Below are 16,788 nucleotides of genomic sequence, written 5' to 3'. Positions count from 1 at the left end.
CGATCGCGGAGGACAGGATTCCGGAGGATGCAGGCGATGACGATCGACAAGGCCAATGCGGCGCTGGGTACCGTCTATTCGGCCGACACGCCGGAAGGGCTGGCCAAGGCCTATGCAGACTGGGCCGCGACCTATGACGGCGAGACCGCTTCGCTCGGCTATCTGCTGCCGTTCCTGATCACCGCCTGGGTGGCGCGCCATGTGAAGGTGGGTGAAGGCCCGCTGCTCGACGCCGGCTGCGGCACCGGCCTGTCGGGCCCGTCATTGAAGGCGCTGGGTTATCACGACATTGCCGGGCTCGACCTCTCCGACGACATGCTGAAGATCGCCGGCAGCCGCAATGCCTATGGCGATCTGAAGCAGGCAATGCTCGGCGGGCCGCTGCCCTGGCCAGACGGCCACTTCCGCGCCTTCTTCTCGACTGGCGTGTTCACCATCAGCCATGCGCCGGCGTCCGGCCTGCACGAGCTTGTCCGCATCACCAGGAAAGGCGGCCACGCTATCTTCACCGTGCGCGACCAGGTGTTCGACAGCGGTGGCTTCCAGGCCGTGTTCGATGAGTTGGAACGGGCCGGGAAATGGCAGCCGGTCGAGCAAAGCCCATGGTTCCGCTGCTATGCGATCGCCGAGGCGGACGCGCTGGTGAAGACTTTCGTATTCGAGGTGGTTTGAGCGCCGCCCTCTTCGCCTTCTCCCACAACAAGGGGAGAAGGGAAAACACGCCGCAATTGCCGAAAAGCCAAAACATTGGTATGAGCCACGCCATGGAAGAGCTTTTTGGCGATCCGGCCTATAAGGGTTTCGTGCTGCAGGACAGAAAACGCCTGCCGTCGCGTTTCTCTTCGCGCATTTCCGGCGCGCTCACCAGCCAACTTAGCTAAGCCGCTTTCGCCGGGCCGAAGGCTTCGGCGCGTCTGCCCTTCCCCTTTTTGCAAATCGACGGATTTACGCACATGAGCGCACCGCGCACCCTCTACGACAAGATTTTCGACGACCATGTCGTCGACCGCCAGGATGATGGCACCTGTCTGCTCTACATCGACCGCCATCTCGTCCATGAAGTGACCAGCCCGCAGGCCTTCGAAGGTCTGCGCATGACCGGCAGAAAAGTCCGGCATCCGGAAAAGACGCTGGCCGTGGTCGATCACAATGTCTCGACCTCGCCCGAGCGCAAGTTCGGCATCAAGAACGAGGAAAGCCGCATCCAGGTCGAGGCCTTGGCCAAGAACGCTAGGGATTTCGGCGTCGAATATTACTCCGAGAACGATATCCGCCAGGGCATCGTCCACATCATCGGGCCGGAGCAGGGCTTCACGCTGCCCGGCATGACCATCGTCTGCGGCGACAGCCACACCTCGACGCATGGCGCCTTCGGCGCATTGGCACATGGCATCGGCACCTCCGAGGTCGAGCATGTGCTGGCGACCCAGACGCTGATCCAGCGCAAGGCCAAGAACATGCTGGTGCGTGTCGATGGCCAGTTACCGGAAGGCGTCACCGCCAAGGACATTATCCTCGCCATCATCGGCGAGATCGGCACCGCCGGCGGCACCGGCTATGTCATCGAATATGCCGGTGAGGCGATCCGCGCGCTGTCGATGGAAGGCCGCATGACGATCTGCAACATGTCGATCGAGGGCGGCGCGCGCGCCGGCCTGATCGCGGCCGACGAAACCACCTTCGCCTATGTCAAGGGCAAGCCGCGCGCGCCGAAGGGCGCGTCGTGGGACGCCGCGCTCGAATACTGGAAGACGCTGCAGTCCGACGAGGGCGCGCATTTCGACAAGGTGATCGTGCTCGACGCGGCCAAGCTGCCGCCGATCGTCTCCTGGGGTTCCTCGCCCGAGGACGTCGTTTCGGTGCAGGGCGTCGTTCCCAATCCGGAAGAGATCACGGACGAGAACAAGCGGACGTCAAAGATCCGCGCGCTCGACTATATGGGGCTGACGCCGGGCACGAAGATCACCGACATCACGCTCGACCGCGTCTTCATCGGCTCCTGCACCAATGGCCGCATCGAGGATCTGCGTGCGGTGGCCAAGGTGGTCGAAGGCAAGACGGTGAGTGCGCATGTCGATGCGATGATCGTGCCGGGCTCCGGTCTGGTCAAGGAACAGGCGGAGGCCGAGGGTCTCGACAAGATCTTCATTGCCGCCGGTTTCGACTGGCGCGAGCCGGGCTGCTCGATGTGCCTGGCCATGAACGACGACCGGCTGAAGCCGCATGAGCGCTGCGCCTCGACCTCGAACCGCAATTTCGAGGGCCGGCAAGGCTTCAAGGGCCGCACCCATCTGGTGTCGCCGGCGATGGCGGCGGCGGCGGCGATCGCCGGCCATTTCGTCGACATCCGCGACTGGAAATAGCGCTGACTGTTTCAAGCCTGATCTGAGCTTATGCAAACCCCGAACGGCAAAACCGTTCGGGGTTTTGTTTAATGCGCGCCGCTCTAAGACCCTTGGGGTATATGCCCTAGCCGGCACGCCGGATGATTTCATGAAATTCCTCCCGGCTGCCGGGTTCGTCGGCCGCGACCACCAGCGCCAGTTCGCGCTCGTCGAAGATCTTGAACCACTCGTCCCATTCGACCAGCTCGTAGCCGCCTGCGTTGACCGGGCGTTCAGGCTGATCCTGGTCCTGATAGGCGTGCTGGCCGAAGACGAGCCTCAGCAACGGCTGCGTTCCGGTTTCGGGCGATACATCGACGATCGCCGGAAATCCGGCGCGCCCTGCGGCCCATGAGCGAATTGCTTCGTGATCGGTCAGCGTGATCGTGTCGGCCATGAACAACTTCTCCTTGATTGCTGTCAGGAAACGCCGGCCTCAGGTCCCGGTTCCGTGCACCAGCTTCATGAGTGGCGACTTGCATATTCGTCCCGGCTTAACCGCTTGTTGGGGCTTGCGCTCTAAGGTCTTCCCTGACGTCAAGCGGGGAAGTCACCGTCCTTTGGACACCGGCCTGTTCATAGCGCTGCTCAATCCGACGATCGCGCTGGCGCTCGGCGCGGCGTTCCTCGTGCTGTGGTTCTATCAGCGCCACCGGCCCTATCTGGCTGTGCTCGGCACGAGCTATTGCGTGTCCGCGCCCGGCTTCCTGCTGCAGTATTTCACGCTGCCCGGCGGCATGGTGCTGACCAAGCTGGTCTCCAACCTCTGCTTCACGCTCGCCGCCTGTTGCCTCGTCGGTGCGATCATCTCACGCTACGGCAGGCGCGTGCCCTATATCGCGATCGGCATTCTGGCGGGTGGCGGGATGGTGGCATTCTGCTGGTTCCTGTTCGTCCAGCCGGACTTGACTTGGCGCATCCTGTCGATCAATTTCGGCTTTGGCGGCCTCAGCCTGCTGGTCGCTGCCGAGCTGCGCGCCGTGCGCAAGAACGGCCCGACGGAAAAAATCCTGTTCGTGTTGTCGCTGCTGTCCGGGCTGAACTTCATCGGCCGCACGCTGCTCGTCGTCATCTCGCACGGGCCGTTCACCAGCTATGACGGGTTTTATGGCTCGTCCTACTGGACGACGGCGCTTTTGACGCACGCGCTGCTGTCGTTGCTGATCGCGCTCTGCCTGTTCTCGGCAGCTGCGCTCGACGTGATGAAGGCGCTGAAGACCGAGACGCACACCGATCCGCTGTCTGGCCTGCTCAACCGCAGGGGTTTCGAGGAGCGCGCCTTGCTGGTGCTGCAGCATTGCGCTGTTACCAAGGTGCCGGTCGCGCTGGTGCTGGCCGATCTCGATCACTTCAAGGCGCTCAACGACAAATACGGACATGCCGCGGGCGACCAGGTGATCGCCGACTTCGCCGCCAAGCTTCGCGCGGCCGCCGGCACGCGTGCGGTTGCCGGCCGCATCGGCGGCGAGGAGTTCGCTGTGCTTCTGTCGCTGAGCGATCTTGCCACGGCGCGGCTGTTTGCCGAAGCCGTGCGCACGCACTATTCGGCCGGCAGTGTCGACGGGTTGCCGCCGGGCACCAGGGTGACCGCGAGCTTCGGCGTCGCGGCGCGCACCGGCGACGAAGGGCTGGAGCCGCTGATGCGGCGCGCCGACGAAGCGCTCTACAAGGCCAAGAAGAACGGCCGCGACAGCGTGCGATTGTCCTATGAGCGGGCGGAAACGGTCTTCATCCCGGATACAGGCAGCGTCGGTTAGCGTCTCGCTTAAACGGCCTCTCGGCCGTGCCGGATCATCAGCGGCAAGGGCTGAGGTTGGGCATTTCGCCATCGGAGAGGCCGTACATATAGGAGCGGCCCTTCACGAACACCGGCGGCTGGTAGCAGCCACGCCTGGAGATGTGATCCGCCTCGTCTTCATAAAGGACTTCCGGTTCCGCTTCCGGCTGCCCGGCGCTGGTGTAGTCGGACAATTTCTTGGCCAGCCTGCCTTGGCCGACAATGATGCGCTTGTAGCCGGCGGCGCTGTCGATGACGAGATTGCCTAGGGAATCGGAATAGACGCGGTCATGATGGCGCGACCAGGCCATTGCCGGGGCGGCGAAGCCGAGACTGGCTGTCGCCAGCACAAGCGCCGCAAGGCGCGCTCTTCCTGAATTCGAAAGCATGGTGTCCTCTCTGCTGTGGACCCGATCGAATCGGAAATTAACCTTTTCTTAACCTTTGTTAAGAGGGCAGGCGCATCCGGCGGCGATCTCTCGCCAAACATGGTTAATATCCGACGGGATGGAAACCCGGGCGTCATCATTCGGCCATGCTTGCCCGCACCATCGGCCGCGACGCACACAACTACGCTGACGTCGGGTGAGCTTGATCTTGGTGGAACATCGCGGCTAGTTAGCCGCGCAGGAGGACAGCATATGGCGTTACGCCGGACGTTTCGGGTGACGCTGTTGTCGATCCCCTTGCTGACTGCCGCAGCCTGCGTGCCGCAGAACGGCGCGCCGACGGCGGTGAATACCGTACCACCCACTGTCGCGCCCGTGCCGGCTCAGCAGTCCGCCGCACCTGTGGCGCCCCCGGCTTCCGCAACGGCTCCGACAGCGCCTGCCGCACCTTCAGCCAAGATCGTCACCGACCTTACCGCGCCGCGGTCTGCTGTCGGCACGGCAACTTACAGATGCGGCAATGGCGGCATGATCACCATCCAGAACCTCGGGCCGGCGTTGCGCGTTGTCAGGCCCGATGGCACGACCGAGGAGTTTGCCGCATCACCCGCCAACCAGTCCAGCCGCTACCAGGAAGCCGCGTCGCATGACGCAATCGTGATCGACGCGCGCGAGGCGCTGGTGATGAAGAGGGGCTCGACACCACAGACCTGCAAACGATAGCCTGGCGTCGATTGCAAAGGAAATGCCGCACTGCAGCGAACGGTGCGCCGGCTTTCGACGGTGGCCAAATCGATTGAAGCGAAACAGCAGCCTTTTGTCAGACTAAATGACGTTTTCAAAACGATTTTCCGGCTTTGACGCGGTGCAAAAAGAGCATTAGAAACCGGCTGTCTGAAGTCATATATCGAGGCGGTAAGTGCCGCTTTCCACCGCGGCTCCGGACATCGAACTGGGGCAGCCATGAGCAAATCACCAGCCACCCGAACCGCCAGACGTGAACGGCCGCTCTCGCCGCACCTGACGATTTACCGCCCACCGATCACCATGACGATGTCGATCATTCACCGCATCACTGGCGGGGCGCTGTATTTCGGCACGCTGCTGGTCGCCGCGTGGCTGATGGCGGCGGCGAGTTCGCAAGGCGCTTTCGATTGGATCAACTGGGCCTTCGGCACCTGGCTCGGCCGGCTCATCCTGTTCGGCTACACCTGGGCGCTGATGCACCACATGCTGGGCGGCGTGCGCCATCTCGTCTGGGACACCGGCGCCGGGCTGGAGAAACACACGGCATCGAAGATCGCCTGGGCGACGCTCGCCGGTTCCATCCTGCTCACGCTGCTGATCTGGGTCGCCGGCTACATGGCGCGGGGAACCTTGTGATGAGCGGCACGAACAACAACGATATGCGCACGCCGCTGGCCAAGGTCCGCGGTCTGGGCTCGGCCCGCGAAGGCACCGGGCATTTCTGGCGACAGCGGCTGACGGCCATTGCCAACATCCCGCTGATACTGTTCTTCGTCGGGTTCCTGATCGCGCTCAATGGCGCCGGCTTCGCCGAGGTGCGAGCGGCGCTCGCCAGTCCGTTCGTGGCGCTGGTGTTGGCGCTGGTGCTCGTTTCCGGTCTCACCCATATGCGTGTCGGCATGCAGGTCATTATCGAGGATTACGTGCATGCCGAAGGCATGAAGCTGGCGCTGATCGCACTCAGCACGTTTTTCACCATAGCGGTCGGCGTCGCCTCGATCTTCGCCCTGCTCAAACTGGCATTCGGAGGCTGATTTGGCCAAGGACGCGAAATCGGCCACCGGCTATACCTTTGTCGACCACAAGTTCGACGTGGTGGTCGTCGGCGCCGGCGGCGCCGGCCTGCGCGCCACGCTCGGCATGGCCGAGCAGGGCCTGCGCACGGCCTGCATCACCAAAGTGTTCCCGACCCGCTCGCACACGGTGGCGGCACAAGGCGGCATTGCCGCGTCGCTGTCCAACATGGGTCCGGACTCCTGGCAGTGGCACATGTACGACACCGTCAAGGGTTCGGACTGGCTGGGCGACGTCGACGCCATGGAATATCTGGTGCGCGAGGCACCGGCGGCGGTCTACGAGCTCGAGCATTACGGCGTGCCGTTCTCGCGCACCGAAGAGGGCAAGATCTACCAGCGGCCGTTCGGCGGACACATGATGAATTATGGCGACGGCCCGCCGGTGCAGCGCACCTGTGCTGCCGCCGACCGCACCGGTCACGCCATCCTGCACACGCTCTACGGCCAGTCGCTGAAGAACAATGCACAGTTCTTCATCGAGTATTTTGCGCTCGACCTGATAATGGAACCGGACGGCACCTGCACCGGCGTCGTCGCCTGGAACCTCGACGACGGCACTATCCATCGCTTCTCCGCCAAGATGGTGGTGCTGGCGACCGGCGGATATGGCCGCGCCTATTTCTCGGCGACGTCGGCGCACACCTGTACAGGCGACGGCGGCGGCATGGCGGCACGGGCCGGCTTCCCGCTGCAGGATATGGAGTTCGTGCAGTTTCATCCGACCGGCATCTATGGCGCCGGCTGCCTGATCACCGAAGGCGCGCGCGGCGAGGGCGGCTATCTCGTCAATTCCGAGGGCGAGCGCTTCATGGAACGCTACGCGCCGTCGGCCAAGGACCTGGCCTCGCGCGACGTCGTCTCGCGTTGCATGACGCTGGAGATCCGCGAAGGCCGCGGGGTCGGCAAGAACAAGGACCATATTTTCCTGCATCTCGATCATCTCGATCCGGCCGTGCTGCATGAGCGGCTGCCGGGCATTTCGGAATCGGCCAGGATTTTCGCCGGCGTCGACCTGGCCAAGGAGCCGATCCCGGTGCTGCCGACGGTGCACTACAATATGGGCGGCGTGCCGACCAATTACTGGGGCGAGGTGCTTAACCCGACGGTCGAGAATCCTGACCGGGTGTCGCCCGGGCTGATGGCGGTCGGCGAGGCCGGCTGTGCCTCCGTGCACGGCGCCAACCGGCTGGGCTCGAACTCGTTGATCGATCTGGTGGTGTTCGGCCGCGCCGCCGCAATCCGCGCCGGCCAGGTCATCGACCGTAATTCGGCGATCCCTTCGCCCAACGAAGCCTCGGTCGAAAAGATCATGGATCGCTTCGACCGGCTGCGCCACGCCAATGGGCCGACGCCAACCGCCGTTCTGCGTGAGAAAATGCAGAAGGCGATGCAGGAAGACGCGGCCGTGTTCCGCACACAGGAGTCACTCGAAAACGGCTGCAAGCGCATTTCGCAGATATGGACCGAGCTCAAGGACCTGAAAGTCTCCGACCGTTCGATGATCTGGAATTCCGATCTGGTCGAGACGCTGGAGCTGGAAAATCTGATGGCCAACGCCATCACCACGGTCTACGGCGCCGAGGCGCGCAAGGAGAGCCGCGGCGCGCATGCGCGCGAAGATTTCTCGGCCCGCGACGACACTATCTGGCGCAAGCATACGCTGGCCCGGCTAAGCGAGGACGGCCAGGTGAGCCTCAGCTATCGTCCGGTGCACACCGAACCGTTGGTGGCGGAAAAGGACGGCGGCATCAGCCTCGCCAAGATCGCGCCCAAGGCCAGGGTGTACTGACCATGGTGCCGAAGCTCGTCATCCGAAAGGACCTGAGGTAATGGTCGAACTCACGCTTCCCAAGAACTCCAAGGTGCAGCCGGGCAAGACCTGGCCGAAGCCGGAGGGCGCCACCAACCTGCGGGAATACCGCATCTACCGCTGGTCGCCCGACGATGACGAGAACCCGCGCATCGACACCTATTTCGTCGACATGGACGATTGTGGGCCGATGGTGCTCGATGCGCTGCTCTGGATCAAGAACAAGATCGATCCGACGCTGGCGTTGCGCCGCTCCTGCCGCGAAGGCATTTGCGGCTCCTGCGCCATGAACATCGATGGCTCCAACACGCTGGCCTGCACCAAGGGCTGCGACGACATTTCCGGCGCCGTCAAGGTATACCCGCTGCCGCATATGCAGGTGGTCAAGGACCTGGTGCCCGACCTCACCAATTTCTACGCCCAGCACGCCTTGATCCAGCCATGGCTGAAGACAGTGTCGCCAGAGCCAGCCAAGGAATGGCTGCAGAGCCATGAGGACCGCGAAAAGCTCGACGGGCTCTACGAGTGCATCCTATGCGCCTGCTGCTCGACCTCGTGCCCGAGCTATTGGTGGAACGGCGACCGCTATCTCGGCCCGGCGACGCTGCTGCAGGCCTATCGCTGGCTGATCGACAGCCGCGACGAAGCCACGGGCGAACGGCTCGACGATCTCGAAGACCCATTCCGGCTCTACCGCTGCCACACCATCATGAACTGCGCCCAGACCTGCCCGAAGGGGCTCAACCCGGCCAAGGCGATTGCCGAAATCAAAAAGATGATGGTGGAGCGGCGGGTTTAGTTGAGGCGAGTTCGCTCGCGGCAATCTCGGACGCGGCGATCCTTCGCGCCCCCCTCTGTCCTGCCGGACATCTCCCCCACGGGTGGGGAGATTGGCCGTCATCGCGGCTTTCGCCAATCTCCAAGGTTGAAGGATGGCGCGCTGTCGGCGAAGCTGCCGATCTCCCCCCGCGTGGGGAGATATCCGGTAGGACAGAGAGGGGGGCGCTGTCTCGCCGGCGCTAGAAAGGATACTCAACCCAATGAGCGAAGAGCTTCCAATCCTTAATCCGGTCGAAGCCCGTGTGCTCGGCTGCCTGATCGAGAAGAAGGAGCTGACGCCGGATGTCTATCCGCTGACGCTGAATGCAGCACTTGCAGCCGCCAACCAGAAGACGGCGCGCGAGCCTGTGATGGCGCTCGAGCCGACAGAGGTGCATCGGACGCTGAAGCTGCTCGAGCAGAAGGGGCTGGTGCGTCAGATGTTCGGCTCGCGCGTCGAGCGCTATGAGCATCAGATGGCGCAGCGCTTCTCGCTGACGAGGCCGCAGACTGCGGTGATCGGCCTGCTTTTGCTGCGCGGGCCGCAGACCGCGCATGAGTTGCTGGCGCGAGCTGAGCGCATGGCGCGGTTTTCGTCGATCGAAGACCTGCGCGCTGAACTCGACATGCTGATCGGCCGCCGACCGCCGCTGATCCAGGAAATACCGCGCGGGCCAGGCCAGCGCGAGGACCGCTACGTGCATCTGCTCGCAGGACCGGTGGACGTCGCCGCGTTATCGGTGCAGCGGAGCGCGCTGGCCTTGCCTGCTTCCGACCTGGAAGCGAGATTGGAGGCTCTGGAGCAGGAAGTCGCAGCCCTTCGCGCCCGGCTTGATGCGCTGGGCGCTTAATAGTTATCCGAGACGTTGGTGGGACAGCACCCCCCTCTGGCCTGCCGGCCATCTCCCCCTCAAGTGGGGAGATCAGATGTCACGCCGGCCTTCGCCAATCACGAACGTCGAAAGAAAGTGCCAGCTACCGAGCTTCCAATCTCCCCGGGAGATGCCCGGCAGGGCAGAGGGGGGCGCGAAGGATCGCTACCCCGGGCAAAATCGGCGGATCACCCCAGTTTCGCGTCGAGCGACACTTTGATGGCGCCGAGCGCCTTCGAAACCGGGCATTCGGCCTTGGCCTTCTCGGCCAATTCCTTGAACTTCGCCGTATCGATGCCCGGTACCTTGCCGATCAGGGTGATGGCGCTGCCGGTGATGCCGGTGCCGGGGACCAGCGTCACCACCGCCTTGGCGTCGAGTTCAGTGGCGGGCGTGCCGTTCTCGGCCAGGAAATGCGACAGCTGCATGGCGTAGCAGCCGGCGTGTGCCGCCGCGATCAACTCTTCGGGATTGGTGCCGGATTTGCCGCTCTCGTCCTCGAAGCGAGCCTTGAACGAATAGGGCGTGCCCTTCAAGGTGCCGCTCTGGCTGTCGAGGGTGCCCTTGCCTTCCTTCAGATTGCCTTTCCAGACGGCGTTTGCGGTGCGGTCCATAAAATTCTCCTTGATTACAGCGACAGCGCCGGCCACGCGGCGTTCCCTCCAACTATAGCGCGGCGGCAGGGGAAGACCACCGCGCTGTTTCGGCCGGATGCGACGCCGGCGTGCCCTGCAAATTTTTTCTGAAAAAATGTGCGTGCAAAAATGTCGACTTGCATCGGCGCCGGCCGTCCTGCGAGCGTCCACGGATTCTCGTGGCGGATGGAGATCCAAGATGAACAATCTGTTTTCTGCCCATTGGAACGACGCCGACAAAAGCGCGCGTCTACGCGAGATCGAGTGCTCGCGATCTTCCGGCTTCGGCCGGCTGCTTGCTGCGGTTGCCGTGATCGGCATTGCGGTCTGCGTGCTCGACCACGCTGCTGCCGGCAAGGATGCCGCCGGCACCGTGATCGCCTATGGGTCGTCACAGCAAGGGAGCTGGAAATGAAATATGTCTGTCTGGTCTACGGCGAGGAAAAGGACCTCCATGCCATGACGCCGGAGCGTCTGGCCAAGCTCGACGCCGATTCGATGGCCTATGACCGGTCATTGGACCAGCAAGGCAAGCTGATCATCGCGCAGGCGCTGCAATCGGTGAAGACGTCGAAGACGGTGCGGCGGCGCCAAGGCAAGCGGCTGATCACTGACGGTCCGTTTGCCGAAACCAAGGAGCAGTTGCTTGGTTTCGTCATGATCGAAGCCGACACTCTCGACAAGGCGCTGGAGATCGCCGGCAAAATTCCGCTGGCTGAAATCGGCACCGTCGAAGTCAGGGCGATCTACGACGTGCCGGGGTCATAGGCGGCGGCGCACGTCATGCAGGCCGGCGGATCATATCCGCCGCCTTCTCGGCGATCATCACCACTGGCGAGGCGGTGTTGCCGGAGACGATGCGCGGCATGATCGACGCGTCGATGATCCGCAGCCCCTCGATACCGGTCACGCGCAGGTCCGGGCTGACGACGGCGCGGTCATCGATGCCCATCCGGCAGGTGCCGACCGGGTGGAAGATGGTCGTGGCGATCGAGCCGATCTGGTGCAGCAGGTCCTCGTCCGACTGGTGGGCGAGACCAGGCAGGATTTCTTCCGGATGGAAGCCGGCAAGAGCCTTGGCGGTCATGATGCTGCGCGCCTGGCGCACCGAACGCAGCGCGATCTCGCGGTCGCGCGCCGTAGAGAGGTAGTTCAGCCGGATCTCCGGCTGCACGGCCAGCTCGCGCGTCGTAGCGTGCACCGAGCCGACGCTCTCGGGCCGCAGATTGCAGACCGACATGGTGATTGCCGGGAACGGGTGCAGCGGGTCGCCCAGCCGGTCGGTAGACAAGGGCTGGACGTGGTACTCCAGGTCCGGCGTCGCCATCGACGGATCGGATTTCGAGAACATGCCGAACTGGCTCGGCGCCATCGACATCGGTCCCGAGCGGCCAAAGGCATATTGCAGCGCGATCTTCGCCTTGCCGCTCAGGCTGTTGGCTAGCGTGTTGAGCGTCAGCGCCGACGACACTTTGTAGACAGTGCGGATCTGCAGATGGTCCTGAAGGTTCTCGCCGACATCGGGGCTGGCGTGAACCACATCGATGCCGAGCGCGGCGAGGCGATCCGGCTCGCCGACCCCGGAAAGCTCCAGCAGTTTCGGCGTGTTGATCGAGCCGGCGGTCAGCAGCACCTCGCTCCTGGCCTTTGCCTCGATGGTTTGGCCGCCGACGCGATAACAAACGCCGATAGCACGCTTGCCCTCGAACAACACCGTCTCGACATGCGCGTTGACGACCAGCCTGAGGTTCGGCCGTCGCAGCGCCGGGCGCAAGAATGCCTTGGCTGTGTTCCAGCGCACGCCCTTGCTCTGGTTGACTTCGAAGAAGCCGGACCCCTCATTGTCGCCGTCGTTAAAATCCTCGCGCGGCATGATGCCGAATTCCTTGGCCGCCTCCTGCACGGTGTTCAGGATCGGCCACGACAGGCGTTGCCGCGCCACTTTCCATTCGCCGCGGGAGCCATGCAGCTCGGTCTTGCCGCCATGATGGTCCTCGGATTTGAGGAAGTAGGGCAGCACATCGTCCCAGCCCCAGCCGACATTGCCCATCTGCCGCCAGCCATCGTAGTCCGCCGCCTGGCCGCGCATGTAGATCATGCCGTTGACCGAGGTGCAGCCGCCCAGCACCTTGCCGCGGGGATAGACCAGCGAGCGGCCGTTCAGGCCGGCTTCGGGGGCAGTCTTCATCATCCAGTCGGTGCGCGGATTGCCGATGCAATAGAGATAGCCGACCGGGATATGCACCCAGTGATAATTGTCGCTGCCGCCGGCCTCGAGCAGCAGCACGCGCGTCGCCGGGTTTTCGCTCAGGCGATTGGCCAGCACGCAGCCGGCGGTGCCTGCGCCGACAATGATGTAGTCGTAGTCGCCATCGAGCCGTTGGGTCATTGCGGTGGTTTACTCGGCGGTGTTCTACTCGGTTCTGCGGCGTGTTCGGCCCAGAACGATCGCAGCGTATCGGCAAGGCCGCAATAGGCGCGATAACGCCTGTTGTAATGGTCCTGCATGGCCGGGTTCGGACGGTAGGCGGCGCTTGACCGGGTCATGGCGTCGACGCCGGCCTCATAGTCGGCGAACAGGCCGGCCGCGACCCCGGCGCCGATTGCCGCGCCAAGCGCGCCGGTCTCGCGCGCCTCAGGCACGGTGATCGGCACCCCAAGCCCGTCGGCGAAGATTTGCGGCCAGTGCTCGCTGCGCGAGCCGCCGCCGGACAGGACCGCCTTGTCGAAGCTGACACCGGCGTCCTTCAGAACATTGATGTGGCGCCTATGCTCGAACATCACGCCCTCGAACAGCGCGCGCAGCATATGGCCTTCCTTGTGCCAGCCGGCAAGGCCGTAGAAGCCGGCGCGGTATTCCGCCCCTTGCCACGACCCGTAGAGAAACGGGTGGAACATCGGATCGTCCCAGGCCGGCGTCACCGCGCCGACAGCCGCATTGCAGTGGCCGAACGGATCGTCATAATGGGCACCGCGCTCGACGCGAAGTCGGCGTTATCGCCAAGCGGTTGCATCATTAGTGCCCGTGACGAGCGACCTGAACCCAGGACGTCCGATCTCGGCGTCTGGATGATTAGGGGGCCAGCTCTGTTTTCTCATCAGATACAATTCTTGCGTGTTGAAGCAACGCCGGAGTTCTCCTATCGTCGCCGCAATTTTCGGGGGAATTGGACATGCCTTTCCTGATTGCTATTCTCGGCGTGCTGGGAGCCGGGGCGTTCTGGTGGTATCGCATGAAGGCCATGAACGAAGCCGCGCGCGAGGTCGCCGACGTCGTCGGCCGCGTCCAGGGCAACATAAGGCGCAAGAAGCTGCGCAAGCAGGCGGCGCTGTCGCCGCTGACGGCGATCGACGATCCTGTGGTGGCGGCGGCAACGCTGATCACCGCACTGGCAGCGGAGCACGGCCCGATCCTGCCGAAGCGCGAAACGGTCATCCGCGAGGTGATCTCGCAGATTGCGGACAACCAGAAGAAGACCGATGAAGCCGTCGTCTACGCCAAATGGGCCGCGGCGCAGATCGACGACACGACGATCGTCATCGACAAGCTGGCGCCCTTCCTGCGCGAGCGCCTCGATCCCCACGAGCGCGAAGATCTGCTGCAGATGCTGGATCGTGTTGCCAAGAGCGGCGAGCAGAGTTTCAAGGTCGCCGACCAACGCATGCTGCGACTGCGGCAGAAGCTGGGGTTTGAGGTCAACTGACCTCGGTCAACATTGATCTTGAACGGAAGGCGGTCGTCCCCACATCAATGGGACGGTACCCCCAAACCGTCAAGGCACAGATGGAAGCAATTGCGTACGTGGCTGCGGAATTGGCCGATCTGATCGGCATGCTGTTTGGTGACAGATTGCGCAAATCCCGCGCCGGCAGGCTGGTGGTCGGCACGCTGGTCGCCATTGTGGTCTTCTACTACCTTGTCTGGCTGCTAGATCGCCTCCCCCTTCAATAGTCGCGGTGTGCCGTTGGACAACCCCGACGCCTGGCGGATGAAGAACTCCTTCAGCCTGGGCATGCGTTCGACGAGGCCGAGGCCGATGTCACGGACCTGGCGCAGCGCGCCGATGTCGTTGGAAAACAGCCGGTTCAGCACATCTGTGGTGACGCCCATCTGCACCGTGTCGAAGCGGCGCCATTGCTGGTAGCGCTCGAGCACGTCGAGCGCGCCGATATCCTGTCCCAAGCGATCGGCCTCGACCACCACTTCGGCAAGGGCCGCCACATCCTTGAAGCCGAGATTGAGGCCTTGGCCGGCGATCGGGTGGATGCCGTGCGCGGCGTCGCCGGCAAGTGCTACGCGCGGGGCGACGAAGGCGCGCGCGATGGTCAGGCCGAGCGGCCAGGCGCGCGGCTTGTCGGTGACGCGGATTTCGCCGAGCTTCAGGCCGAAGCGCAATTCAAGCTCCTGCTCGAAGACGAGGTCGTCGCCCGAGACCAGCTTTTCGGCATCCTCGGAACGTTCGACCCAGACCAGCGACGAGCGGTTGGTGCCGTCCTCGGTGGGCTTGAGCGGCAGCGTTGCAAACGGGCCGGCCGGCAGAAAATGCTCTTCGGCGCGGCCATTGTGCGGGCGCTCATGCGCCACCGTGCAGACGATGCCGGACTGGCCATATTCCCATTTCACCGTCTTGATGCCGGCCATGTCGCGCAATTTGGAATTGACGCCGTCGGCGGCGACCAGCAGCCGCGCCTCAATCGCCGCGCCGTCGGCCAGATGCACGGTGATGCCGGCGCCATTGCCGTCGAACGATGCGACCGCGACACCTTCGATGATGTCGATGCCTAGCTTTTGCGCGCGGCGGCGCAAGGCGCCGTTCAGGTCCTTGTTGGCGACCATGTGGGCGAACGGTTCGCCCGGCGCGACCTCGCCATCGAAGGTGAGAAACACCGGACGCACCGGATCGGCGGTGCGCGAATCGGTGACGATCATCTCGGTGATCGCCTGCGATTGCCCGACGATTTCCTGCCAGACGCCGAGCTGGTCGAGCATGCGGCAGGCGGCGGCGGCGATCGCCGAGGCGCGGCGGTCCTTCTGCCAGACGCCGGCGGGGGCAGCATCAACGACCGCCACGGCGAGGCCCGGCCGCGCCTGTTTCAGCGACACGGCGGCGGCGAGGCCGACATAGCCGGCGCCAGCGACCAGCACGTCGAGCGGGGTTTTTGCGTCCGGGTTGCGGTTCGCCATGTCAATTCCTTTCGAAGTCTCGACCATCCCCGCCCACTGGGGCATTCCGGCCTTGACTGCCCGCCATTCCTGTCGGAAACCGCCATAGCATCTTACGGCGAGGTCACGAAGCATGACGGCGGCCATGGACGAGCTTCTCAGCATTCTCGACCTCGAGCAGCTGGAACACAATCTGTACCGTGGTCGCAGCCCCAAGCTCGACTGGCAGCGCGTTTTCGGCGGCCAGACCATCGCCCAGGCGCTGGTCGCCGCGCAGCGCACCGTCGAGCCCGAGCGCCACGTGCATTCGCTGCACGGCTATTTCATGCGGCCCGGCGACACCAAGGTGCCGATCGTCTACGAGGTCGACCGCATCCGCGATGGCGGCTCGTTCACCACGCGGCGCGTGGTGGCGATCCAGCACGGCCAGGCGATCTTTTCGCTGGAAGCCTCGTTCCAGCAGGACGAGGTTGGCCTTGAGCATCAGCTGCCGATGCCGCGCGACGTGCCGCCGCCCGACAGCCTGTTGTCGCAGCGCGAATTGCTGGGCAAGTTCGGCGAGGCGGTGCCGGACGGCATCAAGCGCTACTGGGAGCGTGACCGGCCGATCGAGATGAAGCCGGTGATGCTGAAGCATTACACCAGCCGCGAAAAGCTGGAGCCGCAGCAGAACATCTGGATCCGCACCACCGGCCCGGTGCCGGCCGACCGCGGCATCCAGGCGGCGGTGCTTGCCTACCTCTCCGACATGACGCTGCTCGACACCTCGACCTTTGCGCACGGCCGCGCCATTTTCGACCGCGACATCCAGGCGGCGAGCCTCGACCATGCGATGTGGTTCCATCGCAGCCATCCGCTCGATGACTGGATCCTGTACACGCAGGACAGCCCGTCGACGCAGGGGTCGCGCGGCTTCACCCGCGGCTCGCTGTTTGCCCGCGACGGCACGCTGATCGCCTCGGTTGCCCAAGAAGGCCTGATCCGGCTGAAGCGGCCGCCTGCGGAATAGGCATTTTCGAAAAATTGCCTACTTTTTAATCAGTGACTGTCCGTTGACAGTGCGCACCGTGGCGCCGGGACTCGAGCGATCCGTTTGTTTACAATGAGTTAACACC

The 16,788-nt window shown here is 63.8% G+C and carries 20 protein-coding genes and 1 pseudogene; 15 read left to right on the top strand and 6 right to left on the bottom strand.

The annotated features are described in order from the left end of the window. Positions 1-36 precede the first annotated feature (36 nt). The 3 genes from NKI10_RS18935 (at position 37) to leuC (ending at position 2,363) form a co-directional block, all read left to right on the top strand. On the top strand, positions 37-672 hold the full coding sequence (locus NKI10_RS18935) for a class I SAM-dependent DNA methyltransferase (protein ID WP_352861408.1): 636 nt from the start codon (positions 37-39) through the stop codon (positions 670-672). Beyond that, positions 669-881, top strand: a complete 213-nt coding sequence (locus NKI10_RS18930) for a hypothetical protein (protein ID WP_352861479.1) — start codon at positions 669-671, stop codon at positions 879-881. Before NKI10_RS18935 ends, NKI10_RS18930 begins: the two co-directional genes overlap by 4 nt. A 72-nt stretch (positions 882-953) precedes the next feature. Further along, positions 954-2,363 carry a 3-isopropylmalate dehydratase large subunit gene (gene leuC, locus NKI10_RS18925; RefSeq protein WP_023670518.1) on the top strand — a complete coding sequence of 470 codons (1,410 nt, stop codon included), beginning with the start codon at positions 954-956 and terminating at the stop codon, positions 2,361-2,363. A gap of 106 nt (positions 2,364-2,469) precedes the next feature. Here leuC and NKI10_RS18920 read toward each other — a convergent pair whose 3' ends face one another. Next, positions 2,470-2,781 (bottom strand): hypothetical protein, encoded by a 312-nt coding sequence (locus NKI10_RS18920; RefSeq protein WP_023670517.1) that lies wholly within the window; start codon positions 2,779-2,781, stop codon positions 2,470-2,472. A gap of 163 nt (positions 2,782-2,944) precedes the next feature. Here NKI10_RS18920 and NKI10_RS18915 point away from each other — a divergent pair, with 163 nt between their 5' ends. Then, positions 2,945-4,141, top strand: coding sequence for a GGDEF domain-containing protein (locus NKI10_RS18915; RefSeq protein WP_023698369.1), 1,197 nt, complete (start codon positions 2,945-2,947; stop codon positions 4,139-4,141). 37 nt (positions 4,142-4,178) lie between these two features. On the opposite strand, the gene NKI10_RS18910 is transcribed toward NKI10_RS18915, so the two are convergent. Then, positions 4,179-4,550, bottom strand: a complete 372-nt coding sequence (locus tag NKI10_RS18910; protein ID WP_352861406.1) for a hypothetical protein — start codon at positions 4,548-4,550, stop codon at positions 4,179-4,181. A gap of 252 nt (positions 4,551-4,802) precedes the next feature. On the opposite strand from NKI10_RS18910, the gene NKI10_RS18905 reads away from it, so the two are divergent. From NKI10_RS18905 to NKI10_RS18880, 6 genes are all read left to right on the top strand, one after another. Further along, on the top strand, positions 4,803-5,273 hold the full coding sequence (locus tag NKI10_RS18905) for a hypothetical protein (protein WP_352861405.1): 471 nt from the start codon (positions 4,803-4,805) through the stop codon (positions 5,271-5,273). 240 nt (positions 5,274-5,513) lie between these two features. Continuing rightward, positions 5,514-5,933: a succinate dehydrogenase, cytochrome b556 subunit gene (sdhC, locus tag NKI10_RS18900; protein ID WP_023683884.1), complete on the top strand. Its 420-nt coding sequence runs from the start codon at positions 5,514-5,516 to the stop codon at positions 5,931-5,933. Next, on the top strand, positions 5,933-6,331 hold the full coding sequence (sdhD, locus tag NKI10_RS18895) for a succinate dehydrogenase, hydrophobic membrane anchor protein (RefSeq protein WP_023683885.1): 399 nt from the start codon (positions 5,933-5,935) through the stop codon (positions 6,329-6,331). Before sdhC ends, sdhD begins: the two co-directional genes overlap by 1 nt. Before the next feature lies 1 nt (position 6,332). Beyond that, positions 6,333-8,162, top strand: coding sequence for a succinate dehydrogenase flavoprotein subunit (sdhA, locus tag NKI10_RS18890; protein ID WP_352861403.1), 1,830 nt, complete (start codon positions 6,333-6,335; stop codon positions 8,160-8,162). Between the two features lie 40 nt (positions 8,163-8,202). Next, positions 8,203-8,982 carry a succinate dehydrogenase iron-sulfur subunit gene (locus tag NKI10_RS18885; protein WP_352861401.1) on the top strand — a complete coding sequence of 260 codons (780 nt, stop codon included), beginning with the start codon at positions 8,203-8,205 and terminating at the stop codon, positions 8,980-8,982. Positions 8,983-9,223: 241 nt separating this feature from the next. Next, the gene (locus tag NKI10_RS18880; RefSeq protein WP_352861399.1) at positions 9,224-9,853 is read left to right on the top strand and encodes a YceH family protein; all 630 of its coding nucleotides are present in this window, start codon (positions 9,224-9,226) and stop codon (positions 9,851-9,853) included. A 209-nt stretch (positions 9,854-10,062) separates the two neighbouring features. On the opposite strand, the gene NKI10_RS18875 is transcribed toward NKI10_RS18880, so the two are convergent. Continuing rightward, positions 10,063-10,488 carry an OsmC family protein gene (locus NKI10_RS18875; protein WP_352861398.1) on the bottom strand — a complete coding sequence of 142 codons (426 nt, stop codon included), beginning with the start codon at positions 10,486-10,488 and terminating at the stop codon, positions 10,063-10,065. Between the two features lie 220 nt (positions 10,489-10,708). Between NKI10_RS18875 and NKI10_RS18870 the strand changes: the two genes are divergently transcribed. Both NKI10_RS18870 and NKI10_RS18865 read left to right on the top strand, forming a co-directional pair. Then, positions 10,709-10,924, top strand: coding sequence for a hypothetical protein (locus NKI10_RS18870; protein ID WP_023726056.1), 216 nt, complete (start codon positions 10,709-10,711; stop codon positions 10,922-10,924). Further along, a complete protein-coding gene (locus NKI10_RS18865) occupies positions 10,921-11,277 on the top strand; it encodes a YciI family protein (RefSeq protein ID WP_023698373.1) in 357 nt (118 codons plus the stop codon). The genes NKI10_RS18870 and NKI10_RS18865 overlap by 4 nt, the downstream gene beginning before the upstream one ends. Positions 11,278-11,290: 13 nt before the next feature. Here the strand turns inward: NKI10_RS18865 and NKI10_RS18860 are convergent, their stop codons facing one another. Then, positions 11,291-12,898, bottom strand: a complete 1,608-nt coding sequence (locus NKI10_RS18860) for a GMC family oxidoreductase (RefSeq protein WP_023742127.1) — start codon at positions 12,896-12,898, stop codon at positions 11,291-11,293. Further along, positions 12,895-13,485 (bottom strand): annotated as a pseudogene (locus NKI10_RS18855) (FGGY-family carbohydrate kinase); the annotation flags it as partial. The pseudogene NKI10_RS18855 and the gene NKI10_RS18860, both read right to left, overlap by 4 nt. Positions 13,486-13,682: 197 nt before the next feature. Here NKI10_RS18855 and NKI10_RS18850 point away from each other — a divergent pair. Both NKI10_RS18850 and NKI10_RS18845 read left to right on the top strand, forming a co-directional pair. Then, positions 13,683-14,213 (top strand): hypothetical protein, encoded by a 531-nt coding sequence (locus NKI10_RS18850; protein WP_023670503.1) that lies wholly within the window; start codon positions 13,683-13,685, stop codon positions 14,211-14,213. Positions 14,214-14,293: 80 nt separating this feature from the next. After that, positions 14,294-14,461, top strand: coding sequence for a hypothetical protein (locus NKI10_RS18845; RefSeq protein ID WP_352861396.1), 168 nt, complete (start codon positions 14,294-14,296; stop codon positions 14,459-14,461). On the opposite strand, the gene NKI10_RS18840 is transcribed toward NKI10_RS18845, so the two are convergent. After that, positions 14,438-15,694, bottom strand: a complete 1,257-nt coding sequence (locus tag NKI10_RS18840; RefSeq protein ID WP_352741010.1) for a ubiquinone biosynthesis hydroxylase — start codon at positions 15,692-15,694, stop codon at positions 14,438-14,440. The genes NKI10_RS18845 and NKI10_RS18840 overlap by 24 nt on opposite strands. A 112-nt stretch (positions 15,695-15,806) precedes the next feature. On the opposite strand from NKI10_RS18840, the gene tesB reads away from it, so the two are divergent. Beyond that, on the top strand, positions 15,807-16,682 hold the full coding sequence (gene tesB / locus NKI10_RS18835; RefSeq protein WP_023687727.1) for an acyl-CoA thioesterase II: 876 nt from the start codon (positions 15,807-15,809) through the stop codon (positions 16,680-16,682). The last annotated feature ends 106 nt before the right edge of the window (positions 16,683-16,788 follow it).

This window comes from Mesorhizobium sp. M0802 (genome assembly GCF_040320115.1).
Lineage (GTDB): Bacteria > Pseudomonadota > Alphaproteobacteria > Rhizobiales > Rhizobiaceae > Mesorhizobium.
This window is presented reverse-complemented; position numbering and strand designations above follow the sequence as displayed.